Annotated in this window: 14 protein-coding genes; 10 read left to right on the plus strand and 4 right to left on the minus strand. The window is 67.1% G+C overall.

The genetic code is table 11. The features are described from left to right. The first annotated feature begins 46 nt into the window (after positions 1 to 46). A complete protein-coding gene (locus tag AC2JAJ_RS02605) occupies positions 47 to 1,699 on the plus strand; it encodes a LuxR C-terminal-related transcriptional regulator (RefSeq protein WP_486414378.1) in 1,653 nt (550 codons plus the stop codon). Positions 1,700 to 2,102: 403 nt separating this feature from the next. Here the strand turns inward: AC2JAJ_RS02605 and AC2JAJ_RS02610 are convergent, their stop codons facing one another. Next, entirely contained in the window at positions 2,103 to 3,323 is a 1,221-nt protein-coding gene (locus AC2JAJ_RS02610) for a virginiamycin B lyase family protein (RefSeq protein WP_486414377.1), read from the minus strand. A 207-nt stretch (positions 3,324 to 3,530) separates the two neighbouring features. On the opposite strand from AC2JAJ_RS02610, the gene AC2JAJ_RS02615 reads away from it, so the two are divergent. From AC2JAJ_RS02615 to AC2JAJ_RS02625, 3 genes are all read left to right on the plus strand, one after another. Further along, positions 3,531 to 4,298, plus strand: coding sequence for a DUF6994 family protein (locus tag AC2JAJ_RS02615; protein ID WP_486414376.1), 768 nt, complete (start codon positions 3,531 to 3,533; stop codon positions 4,296 to 4,298). A gap of 117 nt (positions 4,299 to 4,415) precedes the next feature. Continuing rightward, positions 4,416 to 5,222, plus strand: coding sequence for an alpha/beta fold hydrolase (locus AC2JAJ_RS02620; protein WP_486414375.1), 807 nt, complete (start codon positions 4,416 to 4,418; stop codon positions 5,220 to 5,222). A gap of 193 nt (positions 5,223 to 5,415) precedes the next feature. Continuing rightward, entirely contained in the window at positions 5,416 to 6,132 is a 717-nt protein-coding gene (locus tag AC2JAJ_RS02625) for a hypothetical protein (RefSeq protein WP_486414374.1), read from the plus strand. Positions 6,133 to 6,272: 140 nt separating this feature from the next. Here the strand turns inward: AC2JAJ_RS02625 and AC2JAJ_RS02630 are convergent, their stop codons facing one another. Further along, positions 6,273 to 6,593 carry a GYD domain-containing protein gene (locus AC2JAJ_RS02630; protein WP_486414373.1) on the minus strand — a complete coding sequence of 107 codons (321 nt, stop codon included), beginning with the start codon at positions 6,591 to 6,593 and terminating at the stop codon, positions 6,273 to 6,275. 282 nt (positions 6,594 to 6,875) lie between these two features. On the opposite strand from AC2JAJ_RS02630, the gene AC2JAJ_RS02635 reads away from it, so the two are divergent. From AC2JAJ_RS02635 to AC2JAJ_RS02645, 3 genes are all read left to right on the plus strand, one after another. Continuing rightward, entirely contained in the window at positions 6,876 to 7,343 is a 468-nt protein-coding gene (locus AC2JAJ_RS02635) for a hypothetical protein (RefSeq protein ID WP_501053342.1), read from the plus strand. Positions 7,344 to 7,404: 61 nt separating this feature from the next. Further along, positions 7,405 to 10,065, plus strand: coding sequence for a PEP/pyruvate-binding domain-containing protein (locus AC2JAJ_RS02640; RefSeq protein WP_486414371.1), 2,661 nt, complete (start codon positions 7,405 to 7,407; stop codon positions 10,063 to 10,065). A 550-nt stretch (positions 10,066 to 10,615) separates the two neighbouring features. Next, a complete protein-coding gene (locus tag AC2JAJ_RS02645) occupies positions 10,616 to 10,840 on the plus strand; it encodes a hypothetical protein (RefSeq protein WP_486414370.1) in 225 nt (74 codons plus the stop codon). A gap of 72 nt (positions 10,841 to 10,912) precedes the next feature. Here AC2JAJ_RS02645 and AC2JAJ_RS02650 read toward each other — a convergent pair whose 3' ends face one another. Further along, on the minus strand, positions 10,913 to 11,809 hold the full coding sequence (locus tag AC2JAJ_RS02650; protein ID WP_486414369.1) for a diacylglycerol/lipid kinase family protein: 897 nt from the start codon (positions 11,807 to 11,809) through the stop codon (positions 10,913 to 10,915). A 79-nt stretch (positions 11,810 to 11,888) separates the two neighbouring features. Between AC2JAJ_RS02650 and AC2JAJ_RS02655 the strand changes: the two genes are divergently transcribed. Next, a complete protein-coding gene (locus AC2JAJ_RS02655) occupies positions 11,889 to 12,488 on the plus strand; it encodes a TMEM175 family protein (protein ID WP_486414368.1) in 600 nt (199 codons plus the stop codon). Between the two features lie 27 nt (positions 12,489 to 12,515). Here the strand turns inward: AC2JAJ_RS02655 and AC2JAJ_RS02660 are convergent, their stop codons facing one another. Further along, positions 12,516 to 13,535: a LacI family DNA-binding transcriptional regulator gene (locus tag AC2JAJ_RS02660; RefSeq protein ID WP_486414367.1), complete on the minus strand. Its 1,020-nt coding sequence runs from the start codon at positions 13,533 to 13,535 to the stop codon at positions 12,516 to 12,518. 167 nt (positions 13,536 to 13,702) lie between these two features. Here AC2JAJ_RS02660 and AC2JAJ_RS02665 point away from each other — a divergent pair, with 167 nt between their 5' ends. Continuing rightward, entirely contained in the window at positions 13,703 to 14,638 is a 936-nt protein-coding gene (locus AC2JAJ_RS02665) for a dihydrodipicolinate synthase family protein (RefSeq protein ID WP_486414366.1), read from the plus strand. A gap of 127 nt (positions 14,639 to 14,765) precedes the next feature. Then, positions 14,766 to 16,061, plus strand: a complete 1,296-nt coding sequence (locus tag AC2JAJ_RS02670) for an Nramp family divalent metal transporter (protein ID WP_486414365.1) — start codon at positions 14,766 to 14,768, stop codon at positions 16,059 to 16,061. The last annotated feature ends 215 nt before the right edge of the window (positions 16,062 to 16,276 follow it).

A 16,276-nucleotide genomic window follows, 5' to 3' on the forward strand; every position in this document is an offset into this window, starting at 1 on the left:
AGTTATGCCCAGTCCGACGATGCATAGTAGTGATCAGGAGGTTGACGTGGCCGACGACGGAAATCACCTCGCGCGCGCCCGGGCGTTCCACGCGTCGTACGCATGGCGGCAGGCCTGCGCCGAGTTCCGCGCCGCCGGCGGGCTCGCCGGCCTTGGTGTCGAGGACGTCGAGCGTTTCGCCGAGTGCGCACAAATCGTGGGGTTCCGCGACGAGGCAATTGCCGCGCTGGCGCAGGCCTTCGAGACGCGGGCCGCGAACGGCCAGGTGCGTCCCGCCGTCGCCTCCGCTTTCTGGCTGTGGGAGGCCTACAACCTGAACAGCGAGTTCGGCCAGGCCAACGGCTGGATGGCTCGGGCCCGGGAACTGGGCCCGGACGAGGCCGGCGACGAGCCTGGCTGGCTGCTGATCACCGCAGCGTACGGCAGGATCGCCGCGGGTGCATATGACGAGGCTTTGACGCTCCTTGCCCGTGCCCGGGAAGGGGCCGCGAGAATGCACGACGCCGACCAGCTCGCCTTCTCGACGCTCCTCACCGGACGCGCCCTGGTCCAGTCCGGCCGACTTGGGGACGGGCTGGATTGGCTCGACGATGCCATGGTCCGGGTAGTGGCGGGCGAGACGACCCCGAGAGTCACGAGCCTGCTCTTCTGTGCGGCGATCGGCACGTGCCAAATGGAGGTCCGGGATGTCTCGCGGGTCCGGGAATGGAGCGCTGCCCTCGGGTCCTGGCTCGATACGGTGCCTCCGTTCGGCGGCCCCTTCTACGGCAACTGCCTGATTTACCGCGCGGTCCACCTCCGGCTCGCAGGCCAGTGGGCGGCTGCCCTCTCCCTGCTGGAAGAGGCATGCCAAAGCCTGGCCCAGGGCGCAGGAATCCGCCTGGTTGGCCATGCGCGTTACGAGCTCGGTGAATCGCACCGGCTCCTGGGCGACTTCCCCGAGGCCGAGGCGGCCTACCGGGCGGCGGCGTTCGCCGGAGGCACCACGCAGCCAGGGCTCGCCCTGCTGAGGCTCACCCTCGGAGATGTGCCGGCGGCAGCAACGGGGATCCGTCGTGCGCTTGGCGAGTCCGTGGGGCCGGCAGCCCGCGTGGAGCTGCTGCCGGCGGCAGTGACCGTACTCTGCGCGGCGGACGCGGCAGGCGAAGCAGCGGCCGCTGCAGCCGAGTTCGGCAGCCTCGCCGAGCGATTCGCCTCCGACAGCGTGCGGGCCAGCCACGCACGGGCCCTCGGCGAAGTGGCTCTCGCCAACGATGAGTGGCAGAAGGCTCTTCCCGAACTCCGGCAGGCCGCGGGTCTGTGGCGGGACCTTGATGTCCCCTACGAAACGGCACGGTGCTCCGTGCTCCTGGCCACCGCATACCGGGGTGTGGGGGACGACGAGGCAGCGGACCTGGAACTCGAATCGGCGCGTGAGGCCTTCACGCGCCTCGGCGCCCGGCGCGATCTGCTGGAGGTCCAGGGCATGCTCCGACATCCGGCCCTTCCGGGCCAGCACGGCCTCTCGCCCCGCGAGGTCGAGGTGCTCCGGTTGATCGTGCGGGGCCTGACCAACCGGGCAATAGCTGCAGAGTTGTTCCTCAGCGAGCGAACCGTCCAGCGCCATGTGAGCAACATTTTCGACAAGCTCGGTGTCAACTCCCGGACACAGGCTGCGACGCACGCCCTCGACCGTGGGATCATCAGCACCGCCCCATAAGACTGAGCTGCACGGTTCCCTCAAGATTGGGGCAATAAATCTTCCCGGTAGACAAACACTCTTCCCGGACTACGCCACGCCTTTCTAAGGTGATCCCACGAGCTTGACTAGGGGGACAACTTCGATGATCACGGACACGAATGCCGGCAGGGGCTGCGATGATGCCGCCGCGGCGCAGACCGCCGGCCTGGGTACGGCACCCGCAGCCGACGGACCCAAATACATGGCACGACCAACTGCCCGGCGCCCTGTCGTTACTCCCCGAGGCTACGCAGTCCCCCAGGCTCCGCCGTCGAGGTCCGCCGGCCGCGAGCGCGAAATCCGGCAAGTGATCTACGACCTCGCACGCCTTGCGGCCAGACGCAGCGCGCAATAAGCCGAGACCGACCAGCCCCGAGGAAGGTCAGTCCAGCGCCCAGGCCTGCTCCACACCCGCGCCGCTGGCCTTCCTCCGGCGCCGCAGCACTCCGACAAGGACGGCAGCGCCCGCCAGCAGCAGGGCACCCGCTCCGGCAGCGACCGCCGGGACTGCGGCACCGAAGGAACCCCCGGCACCGTCTGTTGTGCCGGCGTCGGCTGGCCCCGCTGACTGTGTCTCTTCCGCCACCGGGGCGGGCGACGCAGCAGCCGCAACAGATCCGCCGTCGAGCACTGTCAGCGACTTGCCGCGCCTGTTCACCACGACCACGGATCCGTCGCTCCGCTCAGCCAGACGCCCGGGGTCGTCACCGACCGCGATGGTTTTAGAAGCGGCCGGAGCCCCCGCGGGAATGACCGAGACGGAGTCGTCCAGGCTGTTGGTCACGTACACGGTCCCGTCGGCGGCGGCCAGCACCTCCTGCGGCGCCCGGCCCACGGGGATCCGCCGCGCCACCGTGGTGCCGCCGGGCTCGATCACCGCGACGTCGTTGGTCATGATGTTGGCCACGTAGACGGTCCCGTCCGGGGCCGCCGCGATCCCGTGCGGGCTGGCCTGCGCGCCCACATCAATGGTGTGCGACGGCCACGCCGCGCCGGGGAGAATCACGGTGACGGTAGCTGCGAGCTGGTTGGTGGCATAGGCCGTCCCGTCCTTTGCCAGCGCCACCCGCACTGGATACGGCCCGGTCTGGACGGTCCGGTTCACCCACGCCTCGCCCGGCTTCACCACGGACAGGGAGTTCTCCTCCGGGTTGGCCACGTACAGCGATCCGTCCGGCCCCACCGTGAGCCAGTGCGTGCCGAAAGAGACCTTCATGACCAGGGAGACCTCGCCGGCGCCGGGGGCCACCACGCCGATTTCCGACTGGGCGCCCTCGCTCTGCGCCACGTACAGCGTCCCGTCCGGCGTCACCGCGAGCGAGGTGGGACCGGCCCCGGTCCTGATGGTGCGGGACGGCGCGGTCTCCCCCGGCCTGTAGGCGAAAACGCCGGCCTTGTAGGTTTGGTCGCTGACATACAGCGTGCCGTCCGGCCCGGTGGCGACGGCCACCGGCTGGCCGGAAAAACCAATAGTCTTCGAGTCAGCGGCCGACGCCGGAACGGCCACGACGGCGGCAGCCAGCAAGAGCGCGACGCCGGTCAGCAGCACCCGCATGGCGGCCGGGAACGGCGCGGCGAGCGGGCGTGAAAGCTTCGTCTTCATGAATGATCCCCCAAGAATGCTGCCAACCCCCTCGGCAACCCTCCGATCCTACTTGCCAGCCACCGGCCGGTGTCCGTGCCATGGACCTCGTGTGGAGGCAGAGGGTGACGGTATAGGTTGTGAAACGTCGTAATTGCAGCGACGGCTGCGGTTTGTTTCAGCTGTAGGTCCGCGGCTCGCAACCAGCGGGCACATAGACTCCCTTCCATGCGCGTCTTCGACATCACCTTCGACTACCAACTCGACAGCCCTCCGGGAAAGGACCCGGACTCTCATAGTCCGCGGCTCAAGGCTGATCATCAGCTGCTCTGGACCAAGGAGCTATGCGAGGGGCAGCTGTTCGAACTGGTGGTCTCGGAAGATCCCAAGGTGCGTCGGAAAAACTACCTAATGTTCGAGCAGACGCCCGACAAGAGGTTCACGGTCGGCAGTGATGCCATCACGAACTCCTACACCAGGTGGGGGAGGCCTAAGGCCTTGGTCGAGGCTAAGGCCGAGTTGAGTGAGGAGCAGAAGCGCCGCTACTTTAACCCGCCGTACACGATCGGCAGCGCCATGATCTGGCCCGTCAGGACAATACACCTGCCTACCCTCAACACCGCCAGGGGAATGCGGACACGGATTGCGGACCGGATGGACCTGACTCTGGAATGCATCCGGCGCCACTACGCTGAGGAGCCAGGCAGCCCCCTCGCCGACGTCACCACTAACTATGGGGACTTCTTCGAACTCTTCGGCACGTTCGAGAAGTTCGTGGAGTTCTTCCACTTCCAGGATCTCGTGACGCCGGAGGGGAAGATCGACTTCTTCCTCGGGGAGGAGGACGCGAACTTCGAGCGTCCCGCCGTCCCCGTCACGAAGGACGAGTACATCAGGGTTCGGGAAGCCTCGCTGAGGTTCATAACGCTGCGGGGCAACCGGATGGCCGACTGGGTCGAGAAGAACCACCCCGACATTGAGGTCCGGCGGCAATAACAAACCTTCACGCCAGCGTGCGCCATACCTTCGGTTTCAGGCTGCGCGTCAGGGAACGGGTGGATCGCAGCTTCGGGCGCTTAGCTCGTGGAGCAGCAGGAGGCGTAGCCTGAACCCATGGACGCCGATGTACGGCAACTCCGGATCCGCACCGGCATCACGGTGCCGTGCCTCGTCCATGACAACGGCCAAGCCGACAGTGCGGCCACTCCCCTGCTGTTGCTGCATGCCTGGGGCGAATCGCGCAGGAGCTTCGACCGGCTCATCCCCCTGCTGCCCGGCTGCCGGATCTACGCGCCGGACCTGCGCGGGCAGGGCGACGCCGACAAGCCGGCCACAGGCTACTCCCTGGCGGAGCAGGCAGAGGATGCCGCCGCAATCCTGGACGCGCTCGGGCTGCCACGCGCCGCCGTCGTCGGTTCCTCCAGCGGGGGTTACGTGGCCCAGCAACTTGCCGTCGCCCATCCCGGAAAGGTGGCCGCGCTGGTGCTGGTGGGGTCTCCCCTGAGCCTGCAGGGACGGCCCGCCTTCGCCGACGAGGTGGACGCCCTGGCCGACCCCCTCGACGAGGGCTGGGTGCGGGAGTCGCTGGCCTGGTTCCCCCTGCTCCACCACGTCCCTGCCTGGTACGTCGAGGACCGCGTGCGCGACGGCCTGCGGATGCCGGCGCATGCCTGGAGGGACATCCTCAACGGGTTGTGCGAGGCCGCGCCGCCCACGGAAGCCGGAACCATCCAGGTTCCGACGCTCATCCTCTGGGGTGCACAGGACACCCTGCTGCCGCGCAGCAGCCAGGAAACCCTGGCGGCCCGGATCCCGGGGGCGGTGCTGAGGATTTACCCTGACGCCGGTCACCTGGTTCTGTGGGAGTGCCCGGAGCAGGTGGCAGCGGACGCGATGGCGTTCCTCCGCTCCCGGCGCTGAATCGCGGCGGCCTCAAGCCCTCTTGGGATTTCCTCAACCCCGGCTCAAAATCCCCGAAGGTTTCCCCAAGAATCGCGCTTTACGCAGGCGGCCGCGCACACAATATTTTCAGCAGCCACTGCGAAGACTCTCTTCGAGGGAAACAGAACGAAATCCAGGGCACTGCCTCTGCAGGGGCCTTATTGGGGGAACCATGAGCAATGAATACCAACTCGCCGACGGCTCGCCACGCTATGGCCACCGCACGGATTCAGCGGGCACAGTGCAGGCGGCGACGCCCGTCACTGCTCCCACCGACGTGGCAGAGGGCGCTGCAAAGCTCAGCCTGGACGTGATGGCCGCGGCCATTGACCGCAGGCTGAGGAGCGCATGGGCTGATGAAGCAGACCCGGCTGTCGAAGCACTTCGGACCGGGAACCCGGAGGAACTGGCCGCAGCGCGTGCCCTCGTGCGGCTTCACCTCGGCTCGCAGCGGCAGTGGCGCCTCAAAGCCCAGGCCGTCTGGGATCAGCAACTGGCCGGTACCCTGGCGCGGCGGAGGGCCGGCGGCCGGGTCCAGGAGATCCTGGCATTGCGGCTGGGGCTGATGGCCGCGCTGATCGCACCTCCGGCGTACATTGTGGCCACCGGCCCGGATGACCTCCTGAAACTCCTGCTTGCCGGTATCGCGTGCTTTGCTTTCGCCGTAGCCGGCGGACACTTCCTGACGTGCCGGGCCCGGGTGCCGGTCATGCCGAACCTCCGCGGCCCCTGGCTGAAGGAGCTCCGGGAGGACGTAGTCAACGCAACCCTCGTGGCCATCCTCCAGAACAAGGGCACCCCGTTGGATCCACGCACTGTAGCGGCTGCCCGCCGGGGCTGGGAAAGCATCCAGGCTACGTCCCAGGCCGTCGGCTCGCTGAACCCCTGATCCCCTGAGCCCCGGACCACTAGGGCGCAGCAGCCAAGCACCCGCGCCAACGCCGCCGCACTCAGCCAGCGGGCCGCCGTCGTACGTTTACGACGGCGGCCCGCTGGCCAAGGCGTCCAGCTAACCTACTGCCCGCGCCCCTATTGTCCCGGCGCCCGGTAGGACGGGGTCTTCTTGGCGGCCTCGTCAAGGTCCTCGACGCTGAGGAGCGGCTTCAGGCGTACATTGACGCTGCCCGACGAGTTGATCAGCAGCGACAGCGCTGCGGCGCTGGCATCATCGGGCAGTTCAAAAACGCCAAGGACGTCGTAGTAGCCAAACGCGAAGTAGAAACTCTCCAGCGTCCCGCCCACGGATTTCACTGCCTCCGTCACGGCATCGCGGCGTTTGGTGCCGCCTTCCTGCATGAGCCCCTTGATGCCCTGGCCCACGTACGTTGCTTCGAACAGATACTTCGGCATGGTGTTTCCTTCCCTGGATCGCTGACACGGTGTTCCGCAGCCATCGGGAAGGCGCCCACGGATCCCGGGCTCATCCGGTGCAGGGCGGCGTCCACAGAATCCTCCTCACCTGGCCCATGGCCGTGCAGGAGCGGCCCAGATCCGGCCCCTTGTTTCGTGGAAGCGGAGCGATCGGCCCCGCTACCGCAGAGGTTATTCCTCGGGCTCCCGGCAGTCAATAAGCGGGAACTGCCGCACTTTGGAGACGTAGGAACCGGCACCGGAAAGGCGCATAGTTAGACCATGACAAGTCCTTACACGCGGGGCGATTCCTTCAGCAGCGAAGCGTCCCGGAAACACATCCGGCAAGCGCTCGCGGACTACGGGGCCACCGACGTGCTGTTCACCCAGCGCGGGAACCTGAGTGCCGTTGCCTTCAGGGGCGGCGGAAGGCAATTCCGGATCGTCATGCCGCTGCTGCAGTCCGAAGGGGCCCTCGCCATCCGCGGGGATGTGGCCGACGGCCGGCTCCACGAAGCGAATGCAAAAATCCTGGAACGGGCCAACCGCAAGTCCTGGCACGCCCTGGCCCTTGCCATAGACGCCAAGCTGGGAGCGGCGTCGGCCGGAATTGCCACCCTTGAATCCGAGTTCCTGGCCCACGTGGTGCTCCCGGGCAACTCCACAGTACTGGACCAGCTCGAACCCGTCATCGACTCTGCCTACCGGTCCGGCCTGCCTCCGTCCTTCGGCCGTCCGGTCGTGCCGTAAAAGCCCCGCACGGTACAACTTCCAGCAGGCGCCCGCCGTCGGGCAGCAAGGAGGCATCGTCATGAAATACGCGAACGGCCTGGGCAACGTGCAGCGGGGCGATCTGGACACGGCCGGCGGCAAGGCCGTGGGCCTCGGCGGACTCATCCAGGCCGGGCTCCCGGTGCCACCGGGGTTTGTCCTGACCACCGCCGCGTACTCGGACTTCGTGGCGGAGAACAACCTGGGGCAAGCCATCCAGGCGCTGGCCGCCCTCCCGCCCGATGCCTCGCCGGAGGACTATGAGCACGCCTCCGCGCTTCTCCGCACCCTGTTCAGCAAAGGAGCCATGCCGCCCGGAATTCAGGCCGAACTCGAGGCCGCCTACGAGCCCCTGGGCAAGGACATCGCCGTCTCCGTCCGCTCCTCCGCCACCGCCGAGGACCTCGCCTCGGCCAGCTTCGCCGGGCAGCAGGAAACCTACCTCAACGTCCGCGGACCGGAGGCTCTCAGCAAGGCCGTCATCGACTGCTGGGCCTCCCTGTGGACGGCGCGCGCCATGGCCTACCGCGCCCGCGCCGGCATCCGGCCCGATGACGTGCGCCTCGCCGTCGTCATCCAGCAGATGGTGGAGGCGGATGCCGCCGGGGTGATGTTCACCGCCAACCCCGCGAACGGCCGCCGCGACCAGACGGTGGTCAGCGCGGCCTGGGGCCTGGGCGAGGCGGTGGTCAGCGGCGCGGTCACCACGGATGACCTGGTGGTGGACACCGCCACGGGCAAGGTCCTCTCCCGGCAGACAGCCGACAAGGAACTCATGACCGTCCTCTCGGCGAACGGAACGGCCGAGGAGAAGGTGGCGGAAGCCCGCCGTCGTGCGCCTGTCCTGGACGATGCCGCGGCAGCGGAGCTGGCGCGCTACGGCCGGCAGACCGTGGACCACTTCGGCGCGCCGCAGGACATCGAGTGGGCGCGGGTGGACGGCCAGTACTTCCTGCTGCAGTCCCGCCCCATCACCGCGCTGCCCGAACCGTCGGCCGACGTTCCCACAGAATGGCCCGTCCCCTATCCCAAGGGCCTCTACTTCCGGGCGAGCATCGTGGAGCAGATGCCGGAGCCGCTCTCCCCGCTCTTCGCCGACCTCATCGACGGCTCGGTGTCCCGCTCGATCTCGGCCCTCATGAACGAGGCGCTGGGCCAGAAGTCCCTGCGCGAGGGCGACGTCCGCTTCCCCACCATCAACGGCTACGCCTATTACTACTACCGCACCTGGCCCATGCTGCGGATGACGGGCAGGACCGTTCCGGCGATGGGCGCGCTGTTCCGCGGCAAGGCCCACATGGGCGTCAAAGGATGGCGCGAGCATTCGCATCCGCGCTACGAACGGACCATCAAGGACTGGTCCGCTACGCCGCCGGCAGGGCTTGCCGGCGAACGGCTGCTGGCCGGCGCGCAGGCCCTCCTGGACGCCGGAACCGTCTACTACACCGCAGTGCAGTCCATCATTCCGCTCGCCGACATGAGCGAACTCGCCTTCCGCGCGTTCTACAAGTCCGTCCGGCGCGACGGCGATCCCCCGGCCCAGGCCTTCCTGCTGGGCTTCGACAGCGAACCCATCCGGGCGGAGAAGTCGCTGTACGACCTGGCAGGGTGGGCGCGCAGCGATCCGTCGCTGGTTTCCGCCCTGCTGGAGCGGCCGACGGCGGAGCTCGCCGAGTGCCTGCGGTCCGGTTCGGCGCCGGCAGGCGTGGACGACGCCCTGTGGCAGGAATGGCGGTTCACCTTCCAGGAGCACCTGGCCCTGTATGGGCACGCGGTCTACAACCTGGACTTCGCCACCCCGGTGCCGGCAGACGACCCGTCCGCGCAGCTGGAGACGGTGAAGTTCTACCTGCGTGGGCAGGCCACCGACCCTCATGAGCGGCAGCGGCAACTGACCGAGCGCCGGGAATCGCTCACGCAGGAGGTGGGTTCACGGCTCCGGCCGCAGCGCCGGGCCCTGTTCTTCCGTCTGCTGAAGTGGGCGCAGGAGACTGCGCCGGTCCGCGAAGACGCGCTGGCCGACGTCGGACTCGCCTGGCCGCTGCTGCGGCGGATGCTGCTGGAACTCGGGCGGCGGCTGGTGGCTTCTTCGGTGATTGCCGCGCCGGAGGACGTGTTCTGGCTGCGGTTCTCCGAGCTGCAAAGTGCCGTGGAGTTCGGGCTGGCGGAAACTGATGCCGGCGTTTCCCTGGCCGGGGCGTCACGTCCGGTCCGGGCCGACGCCGTCGAGGAGCGCAGGATGCTGTGGCGGGGCCAGGCGAAGGCAACAGCCCCGCAGATGCTGCCGCAGAAGGCCTGGATGGAGAAGGCGTTCGGGTCGATGATGCCGGCGGGCCCGCAGCAGCAGGCCGGCGACGTGATCAAGGGTGCCGGCGCGAGCTCCGGCCGCGTCACCGCACCTGCCCGGGTGCTGCGGGGTCCCGAGGACTTCGGGCTCATGCGGCCGGGCGAGGTGCTGGTGGCCCGCATGACCACTCCCGCGTGGACGCCGCTGTTCGCGATGGCCTCCGCGGTAGTGACCGACGTCGGCGGTCCGCTGAGCCACAGCTCCATCGTGGCCCGCGAATACGGCATCCCTGCGGTGCTGGGCACCGGGGTGGCGACGCAGCGGCTGGCCGATGGCCTGCAGGTCACGGTGGATGGCGACGCCGGGACGGTCACCCCCGAGCGTCCGCGCACCGGTGACACACGACAGGATTGAGCGGCTGCGCGGGCCCGCCGGCGCGGGGCGTGCTGAAAGAGGCGTAGACTCAAAGTATCTCGGAACACCGTGACTGGACATGCGGTGCCCCGAACATGCGTTCCATTCTCCTGCAGCCCTGCCGGGGCTGCAGACCAGCGCCTTACCGAGTGACTTCGACGCCGGCGCTGCAGGGAATTGGAACAACGAGGGCGGCCACGAGCGAATCACGGCCACAACGGCATTCGGCCGTTCCCTCCCGCAGCCGGCCCGGTCCCGGGTCCCCTGCCCTTTTCACCGCCGGACCCCAACCCGGGATCCGCAGTGCATCTCTAGAACGCTGGTAGAACACCATGACCACCACCGCCCAAGACTCTGCCGTCCACGCCGATTCGGCACTGACGCTCAGCGGAGTCCTCGCATCCGCATTGCCGCACAATCTGGGCACGGCGCAGGGTCCCACTCGCTACACCGTCCCGGCTGTCTTCTCCCGCCGGCCCAGCCCCGGGAAATCGATCTCCTGCACGGCGCCGCCACCAAGCAGCGCCTCGCCGACGCCGGATACAGCGACGTGGACATCCACGTCTCCGACCGCCGCCTCCTCATCGCCAACACCAATCTCGCAGACCTCAAAGCCGGGTTGGCCCACCTCATTGGCGTGATCCTGCACGACATCTCGGCCCAGGCCTCCCAGGAACGCACTGACCGCGCCGAAGAAGTGGAAGCCCTGGGGCTGGTCGAGGAAGAGCGTCTTGAATCCCTCCGCCGGGCGGCAGCCGACATCCACTTCGACTAAACCGCAGCAACCGCGTGGTGCCGGCCGTTAACTTGCGGCCGGCACCGGTGCGTCCCGGGCCGGACATCCCGGTCAAATAGTGGCGAGGGCTCCCTTGGCACTTTCCACCCGGACATGGGTGCCTGCCTGGATATGGACCACCTCGCCATCAATCTGGCACGGAACAGCATTCCGCGTGGAAAAGGCGTAGCCCGTGACGCTCGGTTGATGCCCGAGACCCAGCGTGACGGCGCGGAGCGTCATCAGCGCCGTCTTCATCAGCCCGGCATGGGGCAGCGTCACCACCTCGAACCGGCCGTCGTCCGGGTAGTGCGACTCGCTGACCTTTCCATACTTCGCCATGCGCGAGATGTTGGCCAGGATCAGGCTATCGAACACCGCGGTGGCTCCGTCGTCCCGTACGAGTTCGAACGGCTTCAGGCCCGAGAGCGTGCGGGCAACGGAAACAAGTTCGAGGACTTTCCCTTTGCCGCCCTTCTCAATGCCGATGGCCATCAAGGGCGTCAGCCCGAAACCCACGTAGGAATGCGCGTACCGGACCTGTTCCCGGTGTCCGGAACGGAACGTCACCCGCAGCAGGTCGATGTGCCGCACACTTCCCGCCCGGAGTGCATCACCCAGGGGCCGGGGCGGCAGGCTCCGGAAGTGGTCGTTGGCGTTGCCGGCCGGAAGCACGGTGCAGACAGCGTTGCTGCCGGGAACGTCCATCACGCCGTTCACCACCTCGTTGTACCCGCCGTCACCGCTGACTGAGACAAGAAGCGGAGCACCCCGGCCGGCCTCGGTCCGCGCAAGCAGGCGCGCATGCCCCGCATACCCGGTGGGCAGCAGGTGGACAGGCAGGCCAGGAAGGTTGTTTGCCAGATCCCGCTCCAAGGCCTCGATCCGCGGGCCCATCAGGGCCCTGCCCGGATTGAAGATCACCACGGCGCGGTCAAAGAGTGCGGCAGGTGCTCCGTCATCAGCCATGGCGTGCCCATTCTCCCGGTTCCTGGTGCGGCTGACTCCAGCCTAGCCTTGGAGCCGCCCTTCACAGCATGATGTTCGGGTGAACAAGAACCGGCTTGAAGCCTTCAGCGACGGCGTCCTGGCAATCATCATCACCATCATGGTGCTCGAACTGCACACCCCGGAGGAACCCACGTGGGCAGGGGTCGCCGCCGTCCTGCCGATGCTCTTCACCTACCTGCTGAGCTTCGTGTACGTGGGGATCTACTGGAACAACCACCACCACATGATCCACCTCGCGAGCAGGGTGAACGGCGCCATTCTCTGGGCCAACCTGCACCTGCTGTTCTGGCTGTCGCTGTTCCCGTTCACCACGCGGTGGATGGACGAATCCGGCTTCCAGCAGGTCCCCGTGCTGCTGTACGGGATCAACCTGCTGTGTGCCGCGATTGCCTACTTCATCCTGGAACGTCGGCTTATTGCGGTGCAGGGCAAGGACGGGGCCCTCGCCAGGGCTGTCGGGAAGGACTGGAAGGGCAAAGCCTCCCCCGTCATTTACCTCGCCGGGATCGCCCTCACCCTGGTCCAGCCACTCCTGGGAGTCGCGGCCTTCACCGTCGTCGCGCTGATCTGGCTGGTGCCGGACCGGCGGGTGGAACACTTTGTCGTCAAGGCCCAGGACAGCGCCGGCCAGCCGTGAAACAGGGGCGCTACGGGGTAGGACAGGTCAGCGGCGTTGCCGTGGAGGGCCGCTTGATTCGCGCGGGATGAGAGTGGGGATGGATTTCCTCACCCGCGGCTCCTTGCCGGGATCAGTGATGAGGTCGATGGCTGTCCTGGCGATCTGGTCCAAAGGAACCCGCACTGACGTCAGGGGCGTTGGCAGCCTGGCCGAGAGGGGCGTGTCGTTGTAACCGACGAGCGCGAGGTCTTGGCCGATCTTCAGGTTGTGGCGGTGCGCTGCCGCCATAATGCCCATCGCGATGTTGTCATTGGCGCCGAAAATGGCTGTGGGCCGGTCCCGCCCGTCCGCCAGCAGCGCCTCTCCGGCGGCGAACCCGTTTTCAATGCCGTAGCCTGCCGCCACCAACCACTGCTCACGAGGGGTGATGCCTGCTTCCTCGAGGGCCTTCCGGGCCCCGGCGAGGCGGGCGATGCCGGTGGAGGTGAAGGCCGGGCCCGTGACCACCGCGATGTCTCGGTGGCCCAGGTCGAGAAGGTGCCGCACCGCGAGGTAGCCGCCGACTTCGTCATCACCAAGAGCCGAGGGGCTGATGCCGTCGGTACGGAGTACCAGCGCATGCGGGACCTTGCGCTCGCGCAGGAGACGGGGCAGCTCGTCGTCCAGGCGGGCAGTGGCGAGGATCAGGCCGTCGATGTTCCGGTCCAGCAGGGTTTCGGCCGCCCGCTTCTCGTCGTCGGGGTCATCGCCGCTGGTGGCGACCATTGCGAAATATCCCCGCGAGGATGCGGCACGTTCGAGTTCCTCGAACATCAGCGCCATGACCGTGTCGCTGAGCCGGGGAACCAGGACTCCAAGGGTCCGGGTCTCACCGCGGCGGAGGCTTGAAGCGAAGGAGTTCCTGCGGTAGCCCAGCTCCTCCGCAACCTTCCTGACATGGGCGGCTGCAGCGGAGCGGGACATGATGCGTTCGTCCAGGGCGCGGCTGGCAGTGGAAATGCTGACGCCGCTGGCCGCAGCCACGTCCTTCAGTGTGACGATCGTGCCCGGGGAAGCCGGTTCCATGAAGGTTCTCCTCTTCAGCAGGGGTGTAACAGACACTCTATTCCTCCAACTTGCAAACGTTCTCTTGACAGTGAGCCAGGACACGTTGCAAACTTGAAAACGTTCCCGCAAACGTTCTCACCATAGCGGGACTACCGACCATCAAAGAAGACAAGAAGGTAGCTGCAATGACACTCGATCTCCGCGGACTCAGCCCCGCACCCGTCACCCCGTTCACCGAAGACGGCGCTGTCGACTTCGCTGCGATCCAGCGTCTGGGTTCGTGGCTCGGATCGGTCGAGGGCGTGAAGAGCCTCGTCGTCCTGGGGCACGCCGGCGAAGGCACGTTCCTTACCGAAGAGGAGCAGCTGGACGTTATCCGCGCATTCGTGGCGTCGACCGACGGCCGCATACCGGTCGTGGCGGGCATCACGAAGGAGGGCAACAAGACCGCGGCCCTCGAGGCGAAGAAGGCCGTCGAGGCAGGCGCGTCAGCTGGTCTCGTTTACCCCTCGCACGGGTGGCTCCGCTTTGGATACCAGAAGGGTGCTCCGCAGACGCGCTACCGGGAGATCTACGAAGAGTCCGGCCTGCCGCTGATCCTCTTCCAGTACCCCGACAACACCAAGGCCACCTACGACCTCGACACCCAGCTGGAGATCGCCGGCCAGGAGGGCGTTTTTGCCACGAAGAACGGTGTCCGGAACATGCGCCGCTGGTACACCGAGATCCCCGCGCTGCGCGCCGCGCACCCCGAGCTGCAGATCCTGTCCTGCCACGACGAATACCTGCTGCCGACAATGTTCGATGTCGACGGCCTGCTCGTCGGCTACGGCAACATCGCCCCCGAACTGCTCGTCGAACTGATCGAGGCCGGCAAGGCACAGGACTACAAGCGTGCCCACGCAATTCACGAGCGGCTGCTGCCGGTGACCAAGAACGTTTACCACCGCGGCTCCCACATGGAGGGCACCGTCGCCCTGAAGTGGGGCCTCGTGAACCGGGGCATCCTCGACCACGCCACAGTACGCACCCCGCTTCTGCCCCTGCCGGAGGGCGCCGAGACCGAAATCGCCGAGGCCTTCGCAGCCGCAAACATCGGCAAGGTCACCGCCACCGTCTGACCCCACCCGTTACGGGTCCTCACGGGCGGCGGGCCCCCTTGGCCCGCCGCCCGTGCCCCAGCTTTTTACTCTCCACCCCGGGCCACCACGCCCCCCAGCAACGTCGCTGTAGAAGGAGGACTCGCCGATGCGCGAGCACAATAAGACCATCACCCGCACAGGTCACAGGGAAGAACAGATGGCAACCCAGCAAGGAAACCAGGCCGCAGGCGCCACCGAACGCCGTTCCTTCCTGGGCTACCTTGCCCTCATGGGCCCGGCCTTCGTCGTGGGGGCCTGGCAGTTCGGGCCCGGAAACCTCACCACTGCGGTGCAGGCGGGCAGCCGCTTCGACTACTCCCTCGTTTGGGTCATTGCCGTCTCAACGGTCCTCATGATCTTCTTCACCGACATGAGCGTCCGCCTGGGCATCGCAACACCGACCTCCCTGATCACCTCGATCAAGGACCACCTCGGCAAGTGGGTAGGGGTGCTTGCCGGCGTCGGCGTCTTCGGGATCACCCTGATGTTCTCGGTCGGCAATGCCGTCGGCTCAGGCCTGGGCCTGTCCCTGGTCTTCGGCGGCTCCCCCGTCCTCTGGACGATCGCCTGCACCATCGCCGTCGGATTCGTCCTGGCCTTCCGCAACGTCTACGGAATCGTGGAAAAAGTACTTCTGGTGATTGTGGTCCTCATGGGGCTGGCCTTCATCGCCAGCACCGTCGTGGCCCAGCCAGACTGGTACCGCGCCCTCGAAGGTGCGGTCCCCACGCTCCCGGCAGGCAGCGAAATCCTGGTCGTGGCCCTGGTGGGCACCAATTTCTCCATCAACGCCGCCTTCTACACCTCCTATGGCATCAAGGAACACCGCCGCACACGTGCTGACTACCGCGACATCACCTTTGCGGACACCATCCCTGGCATCGTGGCCCCGGGCGTCATGACGGCCCTGGTGATCATGGTGGCCGCTGCGGTCCTCGGCAAGACCGGGGGCGAAGCAGGCACGATCAATGCCCTCGCCTCCATCTTCACGCCCCTTGCCGGACCTATCGGCGCCACCGTTTTTGCGCTCGGGCTTTCCGGGGCAGCCTTCTCATCCATGATCGCCAACGCGACCGCCGGCGGCACCATGGTCTCGGATGCCCTGGGCCGCGGATCCAAGGCCGGATCACCCATGGCCCGCATCTTCACGGGGATGATCCTGGCCTTCGGCCTGATCGTCACCCTCACGTTCCAGGGCTCGCCTGTCGGCCTGATCGTTGTAGCCCAGTCACTGACGGTCCTGATCGCACCGCTGCTGGGATTCCTGATCGTCATCATGGCCAACAAGTCTTCCCTGATGGGCGATCTCCGCAACAAGTGGTGGCACAACCTGTTCGCTGCCATCGGGCTCATTGCCATCGTCGCTTCATCCATCCGGCTGATCACAGCGTTGCTCGGCTAACGCTGAAACGCCAGCAACAGCACGGACAGGTGGCGCCTCCAACCGGATCGGTTGGAGGCGCCACTTCTCCATTAGCAGGAACCTCTCCGGGTGGACCCGCAGCAGGACTCGCCGGCTACTCCCCCATGCCGGGGTGCACGGGAACGAAGTCCACCTTGTTGCCGGAGTTCTTCCGGCCGGCAGGAGCCCGGTTGAATCCCCTTCCCAGCCGACGC

This window comes from Arthrobacter sp. MOO21 (assembly GCF_057369995.2).